Genomic DNA, 21702 nt, shown 5'->3' with positions numbered 1-21702 from the left:
ACGAGTATTCAAACACAAATCACTTCTAAACTCATCACCGCGTTAACAAAAACGCCGCTTAAAACTAAGCGGCGCTAATTCTAGCTCCCTCACCTGGATTCGAACCAAGACAAAGGGTTCCAAAGACCCGTGTGCTGCCATTACACCATGAGGGAACGGCGGAAAAAACCGCCAAGTCACTATTATGCCACAACAATCAAAATCGTCAAGCTTGGCGTGGCGAAATAGGATTTATGCAAATTTATGCAAACAAAAACCCTTTTCCGTGGTGCTCTGGGTATGTGTCAAACAGCTTTGCAACGGACCCATCTTCAAACACAGCTTTAATCGCGCTTGCCAAAAGTGGAGCAATCGAAAGAACCGTCAACCCATCCCAACGCTTTTCTTGTGGAATTGGAACAGTATCTGTTAACACAACTTCTCTAGCTCCGCAATTCTTCAATCGCTCAACTGCAGGACCCGAAAGAACGCCGTGCGTTGCAACAACAGTTACAGACTTTGCTCCAGCGTCTTTAAGAACATTGCAAGCACCTGCGATTGTTCCAGCAGTATCGATTAAATCATCTACCATAACGCAATCGCGACCAGCAACATCGCCAACTACACGGTTTGCAACAGCTTGATTTGGACGCGTAATATCTCTAGTCTTATGAACAAAAGCCAATGGACCTCCGCCCAATCTTTGCGCCCACTGCTCAGCAACGCGGATTCGTCCTGCATCTGGCGAAACAACAGTAACGTTTCCTAAATCTTCGCTAAAGCGATCCCTTACATAGTCCACCAAAACTGGCATAGCAATCAAATGATCTACAGGACCATCAAAGAATCCTTGCGATTGCGCAGCATGCAAATCAACGCTCATAATGCGATCTGCGCCTGCTGTTTTAAGTAAATCAAACATCAAGCGGCAAGAAATAGGCTCACGACCGCGATGCTTTTTATCTTGTCTAGAATATCCAAGCAACGGGCACACAGCGGTAATAGAACGAGCAGATGCGCGCTTTAATGCATCAATCATAATTAACTGTTCCATAATGGACTTGTTAACAGGGTCACTATGACTTTGCAACACAAACACGTCTGTTCCTCGCACAGACTGAGTGTAACGAACATACATCTCGCCATTAGCAAAATCGTATGCCGTTGTTTCCAATACTTCTATACCAAGCTGATTCGCAACATCTTTAGCAAGCTTAGGATGCGCGCGACCAGTTACGAGAACAAGGTTTTTATCTGGCTTTCCTTCAAGGACGATGCTCACCATATCTCCAAACGCTAGTTCGCTAACAGTCCACAAAAATCGGACTGAGTTCAATACTATCTATTTGCGCAGACTATAACAATTAAGCCGTTTCATACATAACAAATGCTTGCAAACAGTTGCAAATCCTTACAAAAAACATTACAAATCATTACAAATCGCGTATGTATAAACCGTGTTTAACAATGTATTGAACAACGCCGTCTGGAACCAAATACCAAACTGGCTCCCCATGCTCTGCACGCTTGCGAACGTCTGTTGAAGAAATTGCCAACGCTGGAATCTCCAATATGTCAACTGGAAAACGATGATTGTGACAATTAATCATATCGTCGCAAGAATCGTAAGACGCGGAACGAGCTTCAATTTGTGTAAACTTTTCTGGACTTGCATACCCTGGACGTGTTACAGCAACAAATCTAGCCAAACTCCATAATTCTCTAGCATTTTTCCATTGCATAATCTCTGCAATAGCGTCTGCTCCAGTAATAAAGAAAAGATCCGCGTCTGGGTGTTGAGCACGAATGTCGCGAAGCGTGTCGATTGTGTAAGTAACGCCAGGCCTATCAATATCCACTCTAGAAACTGTAAATTTTGGATTTGAAGCTGTTGCGATTACAGTCATCAAATATCTGTCTTCTGCATTCGTGACTTTTTTGTCTAGCTTAAAAACAGGCTTTCCAGTAGGAACAAAAATAACTTCGTCTAAATCATAAACCCACGCAACTTCGGAAGCTGCCACCAAGTGGCCATTATGAATCGGATCAAAAGTGCCACCCATAATTCCTATGCGCGGATGTTGATGAACATTCCCTCTTGCAGAGTGCTTAAGCCTAGAAGAATTTGCCGAAACTGGCACGCTAGCTTGACTTTGGTCAAAAGAACCTTGGAATAAATCCGACATTCTGCGTTCTGTAGATGAATCACTCATTTAAACAAAATCCCATTTTATTTTAAATTAGTCGCATTTGATGCGTTAGATACATTATGCGTTAGCTGCATCTGCCGCATCATCTGCTTTAACTTCATCAATTACGCTGGAAGCAACATTTGCTTTATCTGGATTAATGTTCCCCATTTCTTCATTCCACTCATCTTGAACAACGCGCTTAATTTCTTCAAACGTTGGAAGAGCAAAATCAGGCTGGAAAACACCTCTAATGTTTGCAACACACTCCGTAATCTCTACAAGAACTTCGCTCATATTGTCTATAAGACTAGCGCGCTCAAACTTACTAAATTCGGCTATATTACTTTCCATTTTTTGCAAGTTCTTATTAATCTTATCTATTGTTTCGCTATTTTCTGGCGTAACAACATCTCGATTATCTCTATCTGGCCAACCCATTAAAACAGCGTCAGCATACTCAAGAGAAGACCTTTGACTTGCAGAAGCAATCCCATCTTCTATTTGAACTAAAAACACGTAACGAACAATAGACAATCTTTCTGCTGCAACATCTAAAGCATCAAGCACATTAGAAGCACCTACACCGTTAGATAAGCTTAGATCCTCGTTTGATTGATTTTTAGCAATTTTAGACGATTGTGATTGTGATGTATCAGGCATATTCTTAACCTTACTCTTAAGCCCTTATTTGTCCTTGCCCGTAGCCAACCCACTTTGTAGTTGTCATCTCTACTAAGCCCATTGGCCCTCTTGCATGCAACTTTTGCGTGGAAATTCCAAGCTCCGCTCCAAAACCAAATTCGCCGCCGTCTGTAAACCTTGTTGAAGCATTTACCATAACAACCGCGCTGTCTATTGACGAGACAAACTCATTAATCGTTAAGTAGTCTTGCGCAATAATCGTTTCCGTGTGACCCGTTGAATATTTTGAAATATGATTAATGGCATCTTTAACACCATCTACAACTTTTACTCCGATTTGCAAAGACAAGTATTCTGTAGACCAATCTTCATTATTTGCATGCTCTAGTTTAATACCACTTATGTTTGCGGATGATAAAATATTGTATGATTCTTCATCAGCATGAATTAAGACATTACGATTCGCTAATTCACTTGCGACTTTTGGAAGAAAATCTTGAGCAATGCTTTTATCTACAAGTAATTTTTCTGCAGCATTACAAACTCCGACTCGTTGCGTTTTTGCGTTTATAATAATCGGAATTGCTTGACTAAAGTTTGCTGTTTTATCTACATAAATGTGAACGTTTCCAGCACCAGTTTCTATGACTGGGACTGTTGATTCCTTAACAACTGCCGCGATTAGATTTGCGCTTCCTCTAGGAACAAGAACGTCAATATGACCATGAGCGTGCATCATTGACGTTGCGCCGCTTCTGCCTAAATCATCAACGGATTCTATAAGATTTTCACTTACACCAAAATCTTTTAAGACTTGCTTTAACACACTAATAGTTGCGCGATTTGTGCATTCGGCTGCACTTCCGCCTCTTAAAATTACAGCATTTGAAGATTTTATGCACAAAGATGCAACGTCAACAGTTACATTTGGTCTAGCTTCGTAAATCATTCCCATTACGCCAATTGGCACTCTTACTTGAGAAAGTTTAATACCATTTTCCAGCGTGTATCCTCGAACAATTTGGCCAACAGGATCTTGCAATTGCGCTATTTTTCTAACACTTTGAGCTGATTTAACTATTCTTTCTTTGTTAAACACAAGTCTGTCTAGTTTTCCAGCATCCATACCATTTTTTTGGGCTTTTTCTAAGTCTTGCTTGTTTGCTTTTTCAATAAATTCTGAGTTATTTTCAAGAGAATCAGCAATAGCATTTAAAAGATTGTTCTTAAAAGTGGCATTAGCTTTAGCAAATTCTCTTTGTGCGATTCGCGCATCATCTGCTCTAGAAAAAACAATAGAATCTGTAGAGTCCCCATGCTCTTTAGAACTATTGACTTGTTCACTATTATGCGTTTCGTCAAACTTTGTATTGAGATTAATCATATTGAACATATTAGCAATAGCAGTGCTTAGGCTCCAACGCTTCAGGTATTATGTATAACAATTGACACAAATGGAGGAATCATGGCAGAAAACACTACGAATGCAGTTATGTTTCACAGCACTAGGTCTAACTCTAAAACCTACACTTCGAAGCAAGCTATTCGTAGGGGCATAGCCGAAGACGGTGGCCTGTTTGTTACGGATTGCCTTGGCGAAACTCGCTACAATATTTCTAATATTGTTGGAAAATCTTATAAGCAAATTGCTAAAGATGTTCTTCAAATCCTCCTTCCAGATTTTACTTCTAACGAGCTTGATGAGTGCGTTGAAAATGCTTATGGAGATCAATGGGAAGATTGCGAAATTACTCCATTAAAGCAGCTTGGTACTAACAATGATTTTGTTTTAGAGCTTTTCCACGGTCCTACTTGTGCTTTTAAAGATGTTGCTTTGCAAATTTTGCCACAATTTATTCGTTGCTCAAAAAATGCTTCTGACTCTAGCCAAAACGTTATGATTCTTACAGCCACTTCGGGAGATACAGGCAAAGCTGCGCTCGCTGGCTTTGCAAACGTTGAAGGCACTTCTATGGTTACTTTTTACCCAGAAGGTAAAGTAAGCAAAGTTCAAGAATTGCAAATGACAACTCAAAGCGGAAGCAACGTAAAAGTTTGCGCTGTTAGAGGTAATTTTGACGACACTCAAAGCAGCGTTAAGCAAATTTTTACTAACGACTCAATTAATGAATCGATTAAGAACAACAATAATGCTTTGCTTTCTTCTGCTAATTCGATTAATATAGGCAGGCTTATTCCTCAAGTTGTTTACTACTTTTATGCTTATTCTAAGCTTGTTGAACGCGGATCTATAAAGCTTGGAGAAGAAGTGGAATTTTGCGTTCCAAGTGGCAATTTTGGCAATATTCTTGCTGGATATTATGCAAAAATGCTTGGTCTTCCTGTAAAGCACTTGATTGTTGCAAGCAATAGCAATAATGTTTTGTTTGACTTTTTGGTTAGCGGAACATATAACAAGATTCGACCTTTCCATCAAACGGTTGCGCCTTCTATGGATATTCTTGTTTCTTCTAATTTGGAACGCATGCTTTACTATATATGCAATAAAGATACGCGACTTTTGCAAATGCTTATGAATGATTTGCAACAATGGGGCGCTTTTGAAGTACCAGAAGACGTGCTTTCTAAAATTCGAGAACTTTTTGGATGCGGATGGGCAAACGAGGATCAAATTCGAGATTCCATAAAAGAATGCTGGAATAAGCATAATTATGTTATTGACCCACATACTGCTTGCGGATACTTTGTTATGAGCCATATTCCTCATGATTCTAGTGTTCCTCGCGTTCTTTTAAGCACTGCAAGCCCGTATAAGTTCCCTAGAGTTGTTTGCGAATCTTTAGGCTTAAATGTTGAAGGATTAGATGATTTTGCTTGCATGGATTTGCTAGAAAGAAAAACTTCTACAAACGCTCCTAAAATGCTTAGCGAACTTAAGAATAAAACAGCTAGATTCAACGATGTTATTAATGTTGAAGATATGCCAGATTACGTTCTTAAGTGCGCTAACGAAATCTGCTAAGTCCTAATGGTTTAAGACTTAAACAGAGCATAATATACTTCGTTTAACGTGCTTAAATCGTGACCTTTTCTAGCTCCTGCAGAGAAGAATCTTCGCCTTCTAACATCTGGTTCTAGATTTTTTGTTCGCTGTGCTACCTTTTTGCCTAAACTCCATGCGCTTTGTTCAAAAACACCGTTTTCTCTAGCATCTTGCAAAGATGAACAAACAATAGCGGAAGCAACTCCCTTTTTTTGCAACTCCATGCGAGTTGCACGCTCTCCTAATGTTCTACTTATGCATGAGCGTATAACAGATTGAGCATATTGCTCATCGTCAATCAAATGCAAATCTTCTAAACGAATTATTACAGATTCAACAATATTCTCTCTATAACCCTTATCTATAAGCCTATTTTTTAAGTCGTTTGAAGACCTTGCAGCATAATCTAATATTCTTAAAGCACACTCTTTGCAACTATCAAAGTCGCATGCTTTTTTAGAGTCTACTTTTTTAACAGCTTTATTATTAAAAGAGTTATACTTTCGCAATCTATAAGACGAATGGCATGAGTTTTCTTCGCAATCACCTATTTCAACACTATTCTCTGAATAATGTGAATTAACAGCTTCTAAACTACAATCATCTTCTGCACACACATTCTTGTTCTTAACATCATTTTTGTTAAAAACAGAAGCATCTACGGGCTTATGATTGCGAAGAAAACTCTCAACACTAATCATCTATCAGTCTTCTCATCTATCACTATTTATTCTTGGAATCTTTACTAGAAGCATCTGAGTTATTTTCTGCATTAGAATTCGACTTTGCTTTTTCGCTATCGTCTTCATCTTCTACTTCAACAAATTGATCTTCTGGCTTCATTAGCCCAAAAGCAACTTTTACTTTATCGCTAATTTCTTCCGTAATAGCAGGATTATCTTTAAGGAATTGACGCACGTTTTCTCTACCTTGACCAAGCTGTTCACCCTCATACGTAAACCAAGAACCAGACTTTTTAATAACGTCACACTGTACAGCCATATCAATTACAGAGCCTTCAGTAGATATTCCTTCTCCATAAAGAACATCAAATTCAGCTGTTTTGAAAGGAGGAGCCATTTTATTCTTAACAATCTTTACTTTAGTTCGATTGCCAACAGCTTCTTCTCCGTTTTTAATAGTAGAAACACGCCTAATATCCATTCGAACAGACGAATAGAATTTAAGAGCTTTACCACCTGTAGTTGTTTCTGGATTACCAAAGAACACACCGATTTTTTCTCTAAGCTGATTAATAAAGATTGCGGTTGTTCCAGCTTGAGACAAAGCTCCTGTCATCTTTCTTAAAGCCTGACTCATTAAGCGAGCTTGCAAACCAACATGGCTATCTCCCATATCTCCATCAATTTCGGCTTTTGGAACAAGCGCTGCTACAGAATCAACAACTATAACGTCTAAAGCTCCAGATCGAATAAGCATATCTGCAATCTCTAAAGCTTGCTCACCATTATCTGGCTGAGAAACAATAAGAGAATCTGTATCTACACCTAATTTACGCGCATAAACTGGATCTAACGCATGCTCAGCATCAATAAACGCTGCAACTCCGCCATTCTTTTGAGCATTAGCAACAATGTGCAAAGCTAACGTTGTTTTACCAGAAGATTCAGGACCATAAACCTCTACAATACGCCCACGAGGAACGCCACCAATTCCCAAAGCCATGTCTAGAGCTAAGGAACCAGTAGGAATAACCTCAACGTCTTGCAGTGGCTTATCTCCTAATCGCATTGCAGAACCCTTGCCATATTGTTTTTCAACATTTGCAAGAGCCATCTCTAGCGCTGCTTTTCTACGTGGATCTGCCTTGTCGGCATCAATAAGACGATCCACAGCACCCTTTTTTGTTTGTTGTGCCATATTTATTACTCCTTTCGCATGCCGATGTATTGATGACCATACTCAATACATGATGCCCGTGCAAGCGTTTTAGAGCAATGTGGTTAAAGGCTATTTTCCAATAACCAGTAGGCACTTACACGCTGCAAGAAGACCAACAATTAAATATTATACACCATAAACGAACATTTGTTCGATATGCGTGTTGGCTTGAAATTCCAACAAAAACGCATACACGCAATCAAATTAAAAAATAAAATAACCCTTATTTTGCTGGAAGTGGCGGAGCATTATGGTCTTTACCCCAACGCTTGCTATCTGGAATATTCATGTGATCACATAAAACATTCCAAACAATTCTAGGCTCCACGCCAGCATCAATCGCCTCGCGCGCGCTCATACCATCAAGCTTTTGCAGCTCTTGGTCTTTAGCAATACTCCTACCAAATTCTCTACCGAAAACTTCTTCAAGAAGCTCCCAAAATTCACGTTCGCGCATAAAAAATCCAATCTTCAAAAATAAGAGCATAGAAAATCCTAATTAGCGCGCTAACAACACCAATACGAACGTCTTTTCTATCTCCAGAAATATTTAGTTGAGCGCAAAGCGTAAAACCGTGGTCAACTGAATAAGTAGAACATCTACTTAAAGAAAGATTGCTTATTTTGCCACATTTACACTCAAAAATACGATCTTTAATATTGTTAATTTTTAGCGAAACTAAATCAAAATCAAGCGAAGAACAGCGCTTTGAAGCAACATTTGGAATAAAAATTCCAACGTAAGCCAATCCTTGCGGCTTTAAGCCATCGGAGCCAGGGCCCGCAACGCCAGTAGTAGACAATCCAATAACAGGAAAATCTGCGCTATCAACATCTTTACTAGAATCCATGCAATCGTATTGCCACTTTGCGCCGCTATACAATCTTGCGCAACCAAACGCCATTTGCTTTGCAACACTAGGCTCTACAGCACCGCAAGTTTTAAGCAAATCAGAATCCACGCCAAGAATCTTAGATTTTTCGCGAATATCGTAAGTAACAGCCGAGCCAAGAAAAACCTTTGAGGCTCCAGGAATATTTACAAACGAATCCGCAAGAAGTCCTCCTGTTAAAGATTCTGCACAAGAAATATGCAAAGAATTATTCACACAAAAATCGAGAATCTTACTTGCGAAAGCATCCGTAGAAGAATCCGTAGAAGCACTTGCCAAATAGTCGCACATTTTACTATCGCTTAAACGCACCGCGCACGTAAAGGAATCCAGAATAAAGCGCAAAACCAAGAGCAATGCCTATAAAACCGTAGCAAAGCGAGTAATAGCACACAACCCAAACAGAAACATTGTAAGCGCAAAATATTGGAACAATAGGCGCAAGCAACATTGAAATTCCAACAGATTGAGAAAGTGTCTTATACTTTCCTGCCCAAGATGCTGCAATAACTTTTCCGCCTTTATCTATAACGTAAAAACGCAAAACAGTAATGCCTATTTCTCTAAGAATAAACAGTAGAGTAATCCACCAATAAAGCTCGCCAAAAGCAGAAGCAATAATAAGAGCAGAAAGTATTAAAAGCTTATCGGCAATAGGATCTAAGAGTTTTCCAAGCTCTGTAACTTGATTATATTTTCTAGCCATCCAACCGTCTAATTTATCTGTTGAAGCTGCGATTATAAACATTGCAAACGCAGCCCAGCGAACCGAAGTAGAAGCATAGCCCCAAGGCCCAGAGATAAGATACAAAACGATGAATACAACAGAAAGAGCTATTCTTATGTAAGTCACAATGTTTGGAGCACAATTCCAACCTTCTAGCAACTTAGACTTACCATTTTGCAACATCGTTAATACCTCCATAACCGCTACACAAATATGGTATAGCAAACGCAAAACTTAATTTAACAACAATCCTTTAGCAATGCTTTAACAATACTTAATTCAAAGTGCTTAATTATGCTTAATTATGCTTAATTCAAAGAATCAGACTCGCCTTTAATAAAAGCTAATACTTTAGGCAAATCTTGCGGTTGAACAAGAACCTCACGCGCTTTAGAGCCTTCCGAAGGCCCAACAACGCCACGCGATTCAAGCAAATCCATAAGTCTGCCTGCCTTAGAAAAACCAACACGAAGTTTTCGTTGAAGCATAGACGTAGATCCAAATTGCGCACCAACAACAAGCTCGGCAGCTTGAAGAAGCTCATCCATATCGTCGCCAATATCTGTTGTTTTAGCTTGAATTTGAGCCTGTTCGTCTGCTTTTGCAGCCATTTGCTCAATGTCTTCCCTGTATTTTGGCTTTCGCTGAGTTCTAACATATTCTACAGCTTTGCGAATTTCCGATTCGCTAACCCAAGAGCCCTGAACTCGCTGAGGCTTAGCAGCACCCATTGGAAGGAACAACGCATCTCCTTGACCAATCAAAGTTTCCGCGCCAACAGTGTCTAAAATAACGCGCGAATCCGTAGCAGAAGACGTAGCAAAAGCCAAACGAGATGGAATATTCGCCTTAATTAAGCCAGTTACAACATCAACAGACGGTCGCTGAGTTGCAAGAACCAAATGCACGCCTGCAGCACGAGCAAGCTGAGTAATGCGCTGAATAGAACTTTCAACGTCGTTTTTTGCAACCATCATCAAATCAGCCATCTCGTCTACAACAACAAGCAAATACGGGTATGGAGCAACTTTTCTCTCGGAGCCTTTTGGCACATGAACCTTGCCTTCGCGCACGGCCTTGTTAAAGTCTTTAACATGACGGAAACCAAAGAATTGCAAGTCGTCATAGCGCGAGTCCATCTCTTTAACAACCCATTCAAGAGCTTGAGCTGCCTTCTTAGGGTCTGTAATAATCGGAGTTAGCAAATGCGGAATCCCAGCATATGCAGAAAGCTCTACTCGCTTTGGATCTACCAAAATCATGCGAACCTGCTCTGGAGTAGAACGCATAATAATAGAAGTTAGCATAGAGTTTATAAAGCTTGACTTTCCAGAGCCAGTAGCACCAGCAACAAGAAGATGCGGCATTTTATCTAGAGCAGCAGTTACAAAATGACCCTCAACGTCTTTACCAACTCCAGTGAGCATAGGATTTGAATCCTGGCGAGCTTTATCTGACCTTAAAACATCTCCAAGGTTTACAATCTCTCGATCTACGTTTGGAATCTCTATACCAATCGCAGACTTGCCTGGAATTGGAGACAAAATACGCACATCTGTGCTTGCTACAGCGTATGCAATATTTTTTTGAAGATTTGTGACTTTTTCAACTTTTACTCCAGGCCCCAACTCAACTTCGTATTGAGTAACAGAAGGACCCCTCAAAAAGCCAATAACTTTTGCATCCACTTCAAACTGTTCAAACGTAGAAGTTAGCGCACGAATTACGCGATCATTTGCAGGAGTTCTAGTTGCGTGCGGTTTTCCGTGAACAAGAATGTTCAAATCTGGCAATCTGTACGGCTCTTCGCTGTACTCACTTGAAGAATCGTTAGAATCGTTTTCATTATTGGCGTTGCTCGCACTATTTTCATCATTTTCTTGCGATGACCTATATTGATCCAACTGTTGACCAGGCATTTTACTCCATGGATCATTGCTATATTGCGATTCGCCACTAATTGGCGCTTTTGGAAATTCGTCAATATACATTTGACCAGAAGACGGCAAAGAATTAGCGCCATGAGTGCCATTAGAAACACCATTAGAACCAACAACACGCGGATGATTACTTTGATTCTGATCTTCTTGCGGGTCCGATTTAGAGCCATAGCCTTCAATAGAGTAGCCATCTTGACTTGGCTTAGAAGAAGCGCTAAGAAAAGCATCATCTCCAGCATACGCATCTAAAAGTTCGCTATTGCTATCCTTCTTTTTAGAGCCGAACATAGAATTAAAAATCTTAGAGATTATTGAATTGTGCAAATCTTTACGCGATTTTTCCGATTCACTAGAATCATGAGTTGGAACGCCTTCTGCAAACTCAAGATTATCGCTGCTATTACTCAAATTTTCATCATCTGCATTCTCTAAGTCTTGATTATTCTTTGACTTTTTAGAGAAAATAGATGAAACAAATTGAGTCACATCTTCAACATGTAATTTAAGAATCATTAAAATAGCAAAAATTGCAATAATAACAAAAATTGTAAGGGCAAAAATCCTAGATAATCCCCAGGCCAAAGGAGAACCTAAGAAGAATCCTAGTAATCCGCCAGATTTTTGCAAATCATCTATATTAAATTCTTGATTTTTGCTTGCAATCAAAATGTCTAAAATTGAGCAAATTGACCATAAAAGAAGAACAAAACCACCTATAACACGAGGATTTCCAGATTTAGCACCACTATTTCGCATAAGCCTAATAGCAACCGCACTAAGCCACACTGGTAAAACAACGCTCATAATGCCAAAAATCGCGGAAGATAAAGAGTGCAACGCAACACCTAAGAATCCGCTAACTCTAAACCATTCAGATGCACAAAAAAGAACAGCAAGAATAAGCATTACAAAGCACAATCCGTCTCTACGGTATGCCTCATCGTATTGCCCAACTCCAAAAAGCGAGCGAACTGCTTTGCCAATAACACGCGGAACAAAAAGCAGAGCAGACTCCCAAAATGGCTCATTAGTCTGCACTTTAGACTGCTTACCACCATTGTTTGGCATATAAATCGCTCCTCCATAAAATGCGCGTACAAAAACCGCTAACAACTAGCAAGCTAATCGCCAGCAATCATTCACATTAAGTACAAACACCAACCGAATTACTTAAAATTATCCAATCAATATTATCAAATTAATAGCTTTACTTATTCTACTCCAAAGCGTGCTAACAAAATAAACATGTTTGAACACAAAAACAAGACAAAACAGAAAGCCATACAGAGTAAAAAAAAATCGGCTGTGAAGCAGCCGATTAAGTGGGGTGGCTAACGCGGCTTGAACGCGCGACCTTCTGAACCACAATCAGATGCTCTACCGACTGAGCTATAGCCACCATTACAGCGCGAAACCCTTCGGGAATCGCACAACAGAGGAATACTATACACGATTTTTCTAATTTGCGCTACCCTTGCGATTTTCGGCGCGTCGCACAAAATACGACGTTACTTAATGACACAATAAGACTATGAGTTTTTTGCAAAAATCAAATGCAACCAGCATGCTCAATGAGCAAGCAGAACATTGGAAAAGCGTTGAAAACAATCGCACTTTTGGCATTCTAAATTCAACGTCATACACAACAAAAGCTCTTCTTCTAGGGTCTGGAGAGCTTGGAAAAGAAATCACTATAGAGCTTATAAGACTTGGTATTAAAGTATTTGCTGCAGATAGTTATGCGAATGCTCCAGCAATGCAAGTTGCGCAAGAAAATCGCGTTTTAGACATGAGCGATTCTAAAAAATTGCAAGAACTAATAAACAACATAAACCCAAACATAATAATCCCAGAAGTTGAAGCAATATCAACCGAAGTATTAAAAGACGTTGTTAAAAACAAAAAAATTCAAGTCGTTCCAAGCTCTAGTATCACTTCGATTGCAATGGATCGCGAAGCTTTGCGAAAAATCGCCCACGAAAAAATTGGTTTGCCTACTACACCATATTGTTTTGCTTCAAGCTACAAAGAGTTAGAAGAAGGAGCAAAAATCGTAGGTTATCCATGCGTAGTAAAACCAATTATGAGTTCTTCTGGCCATGGTCAATCTATTGTAAAAGATCCTAAAAATCTTGAAGATGCCTGGTATGAAGCACAAAATGGAAGAAGATCTAAGCATAAAACGCAAAGCTTGCAGAGTGAATATAATGAAAATAATGAAGATATATCTCGCGTAATAGTGGAAGCACTTGCTCCTTTAGACTACGAATTAACGGTTTTAACAGTGTGCTCAAGCGCTGGAATAACAACATGCGAACCTATTGCACAATGCCAAGAAAACGGCGACTACAGGCAATCATGGCAACCAGCAAACATACCAGAAAATGTTAGAAAATCAGCTCAAAATATTGCAAAACAAGCAGTAGAAGGTTTAAGCAAAATAGCAAAAGAAAACGGAGAAACAGGCTGGGGCATTTACGGCGTAGAACTTTTTGTTCTTAAGAATGGAGATTTACTTTTTAGCGAACTATCCCCTAGACCACACGACACTGGCATGGTAACAATGATTTCGCAATACTACAGCGAGTTTGCTTTGCATGTTTTAGCAATATTAGGTGTTCCAATCACACAAAAGCACACTGCTCTTTGCTTAAAAGATAACGAAGTTGCATTAAGTCACGCACTTGTTGTGCAAGGAAACGGAGCTGTAGGATTTACAAATCTTGCACAAGCATTAGACGAAGAAGATTGCACAAGATGCGATATACGAATTTTTGGAAAGCCAGAAGTCCACGGCTCAAGACGAATGGGTGTTATTTTGACAGTATCGAACAGCGTAAATGATGCAAAATCTTGTGCGACACGCATTGCAAGCAAAATACACACAGTAGAACTGCCATCGTAGAACGCTGAAAAGTCAAGGTTTTTACTACTTTTATTAGACAAAAAATCAAAAAATAATACAAACAAAATGTAGGTAACAATTGTTAGTCTAATCTTGCTGGCGGTTGAATAAACCTTCAAATAATGATGGTTTGCAACACTCAGCCATGGATACAACGGAGAGGCACGTCAATGGAAAAACTTGACAAGTTGTATGAAGGTAAAGCAAAGAAATTGTATGCCACGAGTAACGATAACGTTCTGTGGGTTCAATACATGAATCAAGCTACAGCTGGCAATGGTCTTAAAAAGGCTCAAATTGCTGGAAAAGGAAGCTTAAATAATCAAATCACTTCTCTACTGTTCAATCTTCTTAAAGCTCGTGGAGTTAAAAGCCATTTTCTTGGCAGAATTTCAGATACCGAACAGCTTGTAAAGCGCATGAAGATGTTTCCGCTAGAAATAATAATGCGAAACACAGCTGCTGGTTCTTTTGCAAAACGATATGCCGTTAAAGAAGGAACTGCACTAAAAAAGCCTCTTTTGGAGTTTTGCGTAAAGTCAGACGATCTTGGCGATCCTTTTATTAACCCAGAAGGCGTTGTAGCTTTAGGTCTTGCTAGCGAAAGCGAAATGGCAGAAATTACAAAGAAAGCTCACGCTGTAAACAATGCACTTTTGGATATTTTCAACAAAATCGACGTTCAACTCGTTGACTTTAAGATTGAAGAAGGCGTAGACGCACAAGGAAACATTCTTCTTGCAGACGAGATAACGCCAGATACATGCCGACTTTGGGATAAGCGCAATACGAATGGCTCTGAAGTAAGTCATTTAGATAAAGACTTGTTCAGACGCGATTTAGGAGACATAATTCCAGCCTACGAAGAAATATTCTCGAGGCTTAAATCTCTTGCGCAAAGCGAAGGAGTAAACTTCGACGAAGTCAATCCAAACGATTGCGCTGAACAATAATTTTAATGTGGCTCGCATCTTTTAGGTGCGAGCCACGCGCGTTCTTAAACAAATAAATAAACAAACAAGCAAACAAAAATAGCCAAACACAAATAGCCAAAACTACAATTGCAAGGCAGGTTCACCGTGGTATTTCGCGTTTATGTTGAAAAACGATCTGGTTTCGATATAAAAGCCCAACATCTTAATCACGAGCTTAAAGAAATTCTTGGTATTGATTCTCTAAAATCCACGCGCATAATCAACAGGTATGATGTAGAAGGAATATCTAAAGATCTTTTTAACACTGCTGTTAAAACAGTTCTTAGCGAGCCTACAGTAGACAACACTTACGACTACTTGCCTATTAGCACAAATGAGCATGTTGTTGCTATAGAATTCCTTCCTGGCCAATTTGATCAGCGCGCGCAATCCGCAAGCGAATGCGTACAAATGATTAGTCAGGGAGAATGCCCTAAAGTTAGAACTGCTCAAATTCTTGCTTTTAATGGCAATTTGTCTAAAGAAGACATTGACTCAATTAAACACTACGTTATTAATCCAGTAGAAGCTCGCGAAGCATCGCTAGATAGTGTCGATACGCTTAAAAGTGAGGCAATTGTTCCAGCAAACGTAGAAGTATTAGATGGTTTTAACGATTTAGATTCCAACGGATTGCAAAAATTCATTGAAGATCGCGCGCTAGCAATGGACTTGGCTGATGCTAAATTCTGCCAAGACTATTTTAGAAGCGAAAATCGCAATCCAACTATTACAGAAATAAAAGTAATAGACACGTATTGGTCCGACCATTGCCGCCATACTACTTTTGGAACGCATTTTGAAAACGTTCAAATAGATGACGAGCAAGTAAAAGATGCATTTAATCGTTATCTTAAACTACGCGAAGAGCTTAAGCGCACAAATAAGCCGATTTGCCTGATGGACATGGCCACTATTGGCGCAAAATATTTGAAGCATACAGGAAAGCTTAAAAACTTAGACGAATCCGAAGAAATCAACGCGTGCACAGTAAAAGTAAAAGTTGACGTTAATGGGCACGATGAAGACTGGCTGTTTTTGTTCAAAAACGAAACGCATAATCATCCTACAGAAATCGAACCCTTTGGCGGCGCTGCAACTTGCATTGGCGGTTGCATTCGAGATCCTCTTTCGGGACGCTCCTACGTATATCAAGCAATGCGCGTAACTGGAGCAGCCGACCCTAGAACTCCTATTAGCGAAACTTTAGAAGGAAAACTATCTCAACGAAAAATTGTAACGTCGGCAGCTGCAGGCTACTCGTCTTACGGAAATCAAATTGGATTAGCAACAGGCGAAGTACACGAGATTTACCACCCAGGATATGTTGCAAAACGAATGGAAGTTGGCGCGGTTGTAGCAGCTACCCCAGCAGACCACGTTAGAAGAGAAACACCTGAAGCAGGAGATGTGATTATTCTTCTAGGCGGCAGAACCGGAAGAGACGGAATTGGCGGAGCAACAGGTGCTTCTAAAGCGCAAGATGCAGACAGCATTGAAGAGTGCGGAGCAGAAGTTCAAAAAGGAAATGCACCTATTGAACGCAAGTTGCAAAGACTTTTTAGACGCAAAGACGCATGCCGTCTTATTAAGCGTTGCAACGATTTTGGCGCTGGTGGCGTAAGCGTTGCAACTGGAGAAATCGCAGATGGCTTGATTATTAACTTAGACAAGGTGTCTAAAAAATACGAAGGCCTTGATGGCACGGAGCTTGCGATTTCTGAATCTCAAGAGCGAATGGCAGTTGATGTTTCTGCAAGCGATGCAGACGAATTTTTGAGCTACGCGCGTCAAGAAAATTTGGAAGCGCAAATTGTAGCTACAGTTACAAAAGAAGCTCGAATGAAAATGACTTGGCGAGGAAAAACAATTGTTGATCTAAGCCGCGAATTCCTAGCTTCTAATGGCGCTCCAAAAACGCAAGATATTTACGTTGAAAATGGCAAAAAATATGCTACAAAGTGGCAAGACGAAAGTGGAGTTTACTCTGGCAAGTCTTTAGCTGAGCGCATTAAAAATCTTGTTTCTAACATAAACGTTTGCTCAAACAAAGGCCTTAGCGAAATGTTTGACTCCACTATTGGAGCCGCAACCGTTCTTATGCCATTTGGCGGCCGCCGCCAGCTCACTCCAGCACAAGCAATGGTCGCAAAATTCCCAGTATTTGGCGAAACAAACACCGCTTCTGCAATGTCTTGGGGATTTAACCCATACATTATGGAAAAGAACCAATTTACGGGAGCGTACATATCGGTTGTAGAATCTTTAGCAAAACTTGTAGCAAGCGGTTTTACAATCGAAAACGCTTATTTAAGCCTTCAAGAATATTTTGGCAAACCGCAAAATGTTCCAGAAAGATGGGGAAAACCTACTGCAGCAGTTCTTGGCGCTTTAAGCGCGCAAATTGATTTTGGCGTTGGCGCGATCGGCGGCAAAGACTCTATGAGCGGAAGCTTTGAAAATCTTGACGTTCCTCCAACTCTTATATCGTTTGCTGTTTCTACAGGAGACGCGCGAAATGTTGTTTCTCCAGAATTCAAAAAAACCAATAGTAAAATCCTAAGAATACTACCTACGTATAAAGAAGACGGAATCACGCCTAACGCTCAAAGCTTCTTAGAGGCGATTAGGATTGTTGAAAATCTTACTTCAAGCAAGCGCGCGCTAGCAATTAGCACTCCAGGTTTTGGAGCTAGTGCAGAAAGCCTGTTTAAGATGACTTTGGGCAACCATATTGGATTAAAACTTAACGACTCTGTTAAAACAGACGACTTGTTTAAGTCTAGATATGGAACTTTCTTTGTAGAAGTGGATGAAGATTTTAACGTTGATGATTTTGCAAACAAGGTTAGCGAAAATCTTGTAAACGTTGAAGTTATTGGACAAACGTGCAATGAATTTAAGCTTTATGCTTGCAACGAAATTATTAGTTTAGATGATTTACAGGAAGATTGGGAAAGTCCTCTAGAGGGCATTTTCCCATATAGAGGTAAAGGAAGCGCAGTTCGCGAAATAAATTCCACTAATCGCAAGCCTGTTAGAAATCATATGAAATCTAGCAGAAGAACTCCATTGAGCAAGCCGCGCGTAATCATTCCAGTTTTCCCTGGAAACAATTGCGAATACGACACTCAAGCAGCGTTTGAAAAAGCTGGAGCAGAATGCAAAACGCTTATAATCAATAATTTAAGCGCTGATGATGTTGTAGAATCCGCAAAAGAGCTTGTTAAAGAGATTAATAAAAGCCAAATTGTTATGATTCCTGGCGGCTTCTCTGGAGGCGACGAGCCAGACGGTTCTGCAAAGTTTATAGCTGCATTCTTTAGAAACCCTGCAGTTAGCGACTCTGTTCGAGATTTGCTAAACAATCGCGATGGCTTAATGCTTGGTATTTGCAACGGCTTCCAAGCTCTTATTAAGCTCGGTCTTGTTCCATTCGGAGATATTGTTCCAATGGATGCAGAATGCCCGACTTTAACGTTTAACACTATTGGAAGGCATCAAAGCAAGATTGTTAGAACTCGCGTTGCTTCTAATCTTTCTCCATGGCTTTCAAATTGCAAAGTTGGCGATGTTCATAGTGTTGCAATATCTCATGGAGAAGGTCGATTCGTAGCATTGCCAGAAGTTATGGATACTCTTATACAAAACGGCCAAATTGCAACGCAATACGTTGATAGCAATGGCGTTCCAAGCATGAATCTTAAAGTAAATCCAAACGGTTCGCTTATGGCTGTAGAAGGAATCACTAGCCCAGATGGAAGAGTGTTTGGAAAAATGGGTCATTGCGAGCGCAGCGGCAACGGCTTGTACGTAAATATTCCAGATTTTAGAACACAAAACATTTTTAGCGCTGGCGTTGAATACTTTACGTCATGATTGGGGATTTTGTGTTTAATTACTCTAATCAAAATATTTATTGCGATTTTGAAAATATAGGGGGTGCGAATGTCTGCTGAACTTGAAGGAGTTCACGAAGAATGTGGCGTTTTTGGCGTGTGGGGTCATTCCGATGCCGCAAGGCTTACCTACTTTGGCTTGCACGCATTGCAACATAGAGGCCAAGAAGGTGCTGGAATAGTTGCAAACGATAATGGCCATCTTAAAGGATACAGAAACTTAGGTCTTTTAACGCAAGTTTTTGCAAACGAAGACATTATGAAGCATCTTACTGGAAACAGCGCGATTGGCCACGTTCGCTACGCTACTGCTGGATCTGGAAGTGTTGAGAACATTCAGCCTTTTCTGTTTTCTTTCCACGATGGAGATGTTGCTTTAGGGCATAATGGCAATCTTACTAATTGCACAACTCTTAGAAATAAGCTAGAAGATTGCGGAGCGATTTTCCACTCTAACTCCGACACAGAAGTTTTGATGCATCTTATTAAAAGGTCGAACAAAACTTCATTTATGGATAAGCTTAAAGATGCGCTGTTAACTGTTCATGGCGGTTTTGCATACTTACTTCTTACAGAAGACGCGCTTATTGGAGCAACGGATCCTAATGGTTTTAGGCCTCTTAGTCTAGGAAGAATGAGTAATGGTGCTTACGTTCTTGCATCGGAAACTTGCGCTTTAGATATTGTTAGCGCGGAGTTTATTAGAGACATTGAGCCTGGCGAAATAATCGTTATTAATAATGATGGATACAAGATTGAGCGTTATGCAAAGAATATTCAGCACGCTGTTTGCTCAATGGAGTTTATCTATTTTGCTCGCCCGGATTCTAATATTTACGGCATTAATGTTCATTCTGCGCGAAAGCGCATGGGAGCACGCTTAGCTAAAGAGTCTCATGTAGACGCAGATATGGTGATTGGAGTGCCTAATTCTTCGCTTTCTGCAGCTGCAGGATATGCCGAAACAAGCGGAATCCCTAACGAGATGGGTTTGATTAAAAATCAATACGTTGCGCGCACTTTTATTCAACCAACGCAAGAGCTTAGAGAACAAGGCGTTCGCATGAAGCTTTCGGCTGTTAGAGGTGTTGTTAAGGGAAAGCGCGTAATTGTTATTGACGATTCAATCGTTCGCGGAACCACGTCTAAGAGGATTGTTCGTCTTCTTAGAGAAGCGGGCGCTAAAGAGGTTCATATGCGAATCTCTTCACCTCCTCTTAAATACCCGTGCTTCTACGGAATCGATATTCAAACAACTAAAGAGCTTATTGCAGCTAAACATTCCGTTGAGCAAATTCGCGAGTATATTGGCGCTGACTCTTTAGCATTCTTATCTTTAGACGGTCTTGTTGAGTCTATTGGGTTAAATAAGCCTGCTCCGTACGGAGGATTATGCGTAGCGTATTTTAATGGCGACTACCCTACTGCTTTAGACGACTACCGAGATGAATTCTTAGCTTCGCTTTCTAAAGAAGACAAGGAAGTTTTAGAGAATATTAAAAAGAATAGTAAATACAATTTTGCGACTAAAAACTGCGATTAAACTACGACTAAACTTCGACTAAACACTTAAAACAAACACGAAAGGATTCTTAAATGCCAAACGCATATGAACAAGCTGGCGTTAGCGTAGAAGCTGGCTACGAGGTTGTGCGAAGAATAAAATCCCACGTAAATCGCACAAAAAGACCAGGCGTTATGGGCGGAATTGGCGGTTTTGGCGGCCTGTTTGATTTAGCAAGCCTTGGATACAAAGACCCAGTGCTAATTTCTGGAACAGACGGAGTTGGCACAAAGCTTATGATTGCGCAAATGATGCAAAAGCATAATACGATTGGCATTGATTGCGTTGCTATGTGTGTAAACGATATTGCAGCTCAAGGAGCACAGCCTCTGTTCTTCCTTGATTACATTGCTTGCGGAAGAAACAATCCAGAAATACTTGAGCAAGTTGTTTCTGGCGTTGCAGACGGATGCGTGCAATCAGAAGCAGCATTAATTGGCGGAGAGACTGCAGAAATGCCAGGAATGTACGATCAAAGCGAGTACGATCTTGCAGGGTTTGCTGTAGGAGTTGCAGAAAGAGAAAACATTGTTGATGGCTCTAAAATCACGCCTGGAGACACTCTTATAGGACTTGCATCTTCGGGAGTACACTCAAACGGATTCTCACTTGTTAGAAAAGCACTTTTTGATGTAGCTAATTACAACGTAAATAGTAAACCAGAAGAATTGTGTGGCAAATCTATTGGCGAAGTTCTTTTAGAGCCTACAAAAATCTACGTTAAAGCATTAAAACCGCTTTTTGCTAATCATCTTATTAAAGGCGTAGCTCATATTACAGGCGGCGGATTTATAGAAAACATTCCAAGAATGTTTGCAAATAATCTTGCAGCACAAATCGACACAAAAAAGTGGCAAGTTCCTGCAATTTTCAACCTTATTGAAAAGTCGGGTAAAGTAGACCACTCAGAAATGTTCAACGTTTTTAACATGGGAATCGGAATGGTATTAGCAATTGATGCAAATAAAGCAGATGAAGCTATGCAAATCCTTAAAAACAATAATGAACAAGCGTATGTTATTGGCAAAATGATTAAACGCGAAAACGTTGCAGTTGAGTTGTTATAATTCACAAAATCTTA

Annotated in this window: 16 protein-coding genes and 2 tRNA genes; 6 read left to right on the top strand and 12 right to left on the bottom strand. The window is 40.1% G+C overall.

Annotation, left to right across the window (positions count from 1 at the left end):
- Positions 1-84: 84 nt before the first annotated feature.
- The 5 genes from HXT23_RS02475 to HXT23_RS02455 all read right to left on the bottom strand — a co-directional run bounded on the left by HXT23_RS02475 (position 85) and on the right by HXT23_RS02455 (position 4206).
- A tRNA-Gln gene (locus HXT23_RS02475) sits at positions 85-155 on the bottom strand.
- A gap of 86 nt (positions 156-241) precedes the next feature.
- Entirely contained in the window at positions 242-1264 is a 1023-nt protein-coding gene (locus HXT23_RS02470) for a ribose-phosphate diphosphokinase (protein ID WP_016635287.1), read from the bottom strand.
- A 148-nt stretch (positions 1265-1412) separates the two neighbouring features.
- On the bottom strand, positions 1413-2192 hold the full coding sequence (gene nadD / locus HXT23_RS02465) for a nicotinate-nucleotide adenylyltransferase (protein WP_422113041.1): 780 nt from the start codon (positions 2190-2192) through the stop codon (positions 1413-1415).
- A gap of 54 nt (positions 2193-2246) precedes the next feature.
- Positions 2247-2831 (bottom strand): hypothetical protein, encoded by a 585-nt coding sequence (locus HXT23_RS02460; protein WP_016635285.1) that lies wholly within the window; start codon positions 2829-2831, stop codon positions 2247-2249.
- A gap of 16 nt (positions 2832-2847) precedes the next feature.
- The gene (locus tag HXT23_RS02455) at positions 2848-4206 is read right to left on the bottom strand and encodes a glutamate-5-semialdehyde dehydrogenase (RefSeq protein WP_422113040.1); all 1359 of its coding nucleotides are present in this window, start codon (positions 4204-4206) and stop codon (positions 2848-2850) included.
- A gap of 72 nt (positions 4207-4278) precedes the next feature.
- Here HXT23_RS02455 and thrC point away from each other — a divergent pair, with 72 nt between their 5' ends.
- Positions 4279-5796: a threonine synthase gene (gene thrC, locus HXT23_RS02450; RefSeq protein WP_422113039.1), complete on the top strand. Its 1518-nt coding sequence runs from the start codon at positions 4279-4281 to the stop codon at positions 5794-5796.
- A gap of 11 nt (positions 5797-5807) precedes the next feature.
- Here the strand turns inward: thrC and HXT23_RS02445 are convergent, their stop codons facing one another.
- The 7 genes from HXT23_RS02445 to HXT23_RS02415 form a co-directional block, all read right to left on the bottom strand.
- Positions 5808-6518 (bottom strand): regulatory protein RecX, encoded by a 711-nt coding sequence (locus HXT23_RS02445; RefSeq protein WP_422113038.1) that lies wholly within the window; start codon positions 6516-6518, stop codon positions 5808-5810.
- Between the two features lie 22 nt (positions 6519-6540).
- The gene (recA, locus tag HXT23_RS02440; RefSeq protein ID WP_018639211.1) at positions 6541-7698 is read right to left on the bottom strand and encodes a recombinase RecA; all 1158 of its coding nucleotides are present in this window, start codon (positions 7696-7698) and stop codon (positions 6541-6543) included.
- A 244-nt stretch (positions 7699-7942) separates the two neighbouring features.
- Entirely contained in the window at positions 7943-8176 is a 234-nt protein-coding gene (locus HXT23_RS02435; RefSeq protein ID WP_020973608.1) for a DUF3046 domain-containing protein, read from the bottom strand.
- On the bottom strand, positions 8163-8903 hold the full coding sequence (locus tag HXT23_RS02430; protein WP_101896580.1) for a CinA family protein: 741 nt from the start codon (positions 8901-8903) through the stop codon (positions 8163-8165). The genes HXT23_RS02435 and HXT23_RS02430 overlap by 14 nt, the downstream gene beginning before the upstream one ends.
- A 4-nt stretch (positions 8904-8907) precedes the next feature.
- On the bottom strand, positions 8908-9522 hold the full coding sequence (pgsA, locus tag HXT23_RS02425; protein WP_032815680.1) for a CDP-diacylglycerol--glycerol-3-phosphate 3-phosphatidyltransferase: 615 nt from the start codon (positions 9520-9522) through the stop codon (positions 8908-8910).
- A gap of 125 nt (positions 9523-9647) precedes the next feature.
- Entirely contained in the window at positions 9648-12347 is a 2700-nt protein-coding gene (locus HXT23_RS02420) for a DNA translocase FtsK (RefSeq protein WP_101896581.1), read from the bottom strand.
- Positions 12348-12602: 255 nt separating this feature from the next.
- A tRNA-His gene (locus HXT23_RS02415) sits at positions 12603-12678 on the bottom strand.
- Between the two features lie 132 nt (positions 12679-12810).
- On the opposite strand from HXT23_RS02415, the gene purT reads away from it, so the two are divergent.
- From purT to purM, 5 genes are all read left to right on the top strand, one after another.
- Positions 12811-14184, top strand: coding sequence for a formate-dependent phosphoribosylglycinamide formyltransferase (gene purT, locus HXT23_RS02410; protein WP_422113037.1), 1374 nt, complete (start codon positions 12811-12813; stop codon positions 14182-14184).
- A 170-nt stretch (positions 14185-14354) separates the two neighbouring features.
- Entirely contained in the window at positions 14355-15137 is a 783-nt protein-coding gene (gene purC / locus HXT23_RS02405) for a phosphoribosylaminoimidazolesuccinocarboxamide synthase (RefSeq protein ID WP_421779051.1), read from the top strand.
- A 126-nt stretch (positions 15138-15263) separates the two neighbouring features.
- Complete coding sequence (locus HXT23_RS02400) at positions 15264-19037, top strand: phosphoribosylformylglycinamidine synthase (protein ID WP_422113036.1); 3774 nt, start codon at positions 15264-15266, stop codon at positions 19035-19037.
- Between the two features lie 69 nt (positions 19038-19106).
- Positions 19107-20600 carry an amidophosphoribosyltransferase gene (gene purF / locus HXT23_RS02395; protein ID WP_016840202.1) on the top strand — a complete coding sequence of 498 codons (1494 nt, stop codon included), beginning with the start codon at positions 19107-19109 and terminating at the stop codon, positions 20598-20600.
- Positions 20601-20653: 53 nt separating this feature from the next.
- Positions 20654-21688 (top strand): phosphoribosylformylglycinamidine cyclo-ligase, encoded by a 1035-nt coding sequence (purM, locus tag HXT23_RS02390; protein WP_016801451.1) that lies wholly within the window; start codon positions 20654-20656, stop codon positions 21686-21688.
- The last annotated feature ends 14 nt before the right edge of the window (positions 21689-21702 follow it).

It is taken from the genome of Gardnerella sp. DNF00257, assembly GCF_049262745.1.
GTDB classification, from domain to species: domain Bacteria; phylum Actinomycetota; class Actinomycetes; order Actinomycetales; family Bifidobacteriaceae; genus Bifidobacterium; species Bifidobacterium piotii.
Note: the sequence above shows the minus strand (reverse complement) of the source record. Positions and strands in the feature narration are given on the sequence as shown.

Bases quoted from the DNA above. Each gene is read 5' to 3' on its own strand.
- HXT23_RS02435 (WP_020973608.1), bottom strand. From the start codon at position 8,176: ATGCGCGAACGTGAATTTTGGGAGCTTCTTGAAGAAGTTTTCGGTAGA.
- HXT23_RS02455 (WP_422113040.1), bottom strand. From the start codon at position 4,206: ATGTTCAATATGATTAATCTCAATACAAAGTTTGACGAAACGCATAAT.
- thrC (WP_422113039.1), top strand. From the start codon at position 4,279: ATGGCAGAAAACACTACGAATGCAGTTATGTTTCACAGCACTAGGTCT.
- purT (WP_422113037.1), top strand. From the start codon at position 12,811: ATGAGTTTTTTGCAAAAATCAAATGCAACCAGCATGCTCAATGAGCAA.
- HXT23_RS02430 (WP_101896580.1), bottom strand. From the start codon at position 8,903: ATGTGCGACTATTTGGCAAGTGCTTCTACGGATTCTTCTACGGATGCT.
- HXT23_RS02420 (WP_101896581.1), bottom strand. From the start codon at position 12,347: ATGCCAAACAATGGTGGTAAGCAGTCTAAAGTGCAGACTAATGAGCCA.
- pgsA (WP_032815680.1), bottom strand. From the start codon at position 9,522: ATGTTGCAAAATGGTAAGTCTAAGTTGCTAGAAGGTTGGAATTGTGCT.
- HXT23_RS02445 (WP_422113038.1), bottom strand. From the start codon at position 6,518: ATGATTAGTGTTGAGAGTTTTCTTCGCAATCATAAGCCCGTAGATGCT.
- purM (WP_016801451.1), top strand. From the start codon at position 20,654: ATGCCAAACGCATATGAACAAGCTGGCGTTAGCGTAGAAGCTGGCTAC.
- recA (WP_018639211.1), bottom strand. From the start codon at position 7,698: ATGGCACAACAAACAAAAAAGGGTGCTGTGGATCGTCTTATTGATGCC.
- nadD (WP_422113041.1), bottom strand. From the start codon at position 2,192: ATGAGTGATTCATCTACAGAACGCAGAATGTCGGATTTATTCCAAGGT.
- HXT23_RS02460 (WP_016635285.1), bottom strand. From the start codon at position 2,831: ATGCCTGATACATCACAATCACAATCGTCTAAAATTGCTAAAAATCAA.
- HXT23_RS02470 (WP_016635287.1), bottom strand. From the start codon at position 1,264: ATGGTGAGCATCGTCCTTGAAGGAAAGCCAGATAAAAACCTTGTTCTC.
- purC (WP_421779051.1), top strand. From the start codon at position 14,355: ATGGAAAAACTTGACAAGTTGTATGAAGGTAAAGCAAAGAAATTGTAT.
- purF (WP_016840202.1), top strand. From the start codon at position 19,107: ATGTCTGCTGAACTTGAAGGAGTTCACGAAGAATGTGGCGTTTTTGGC.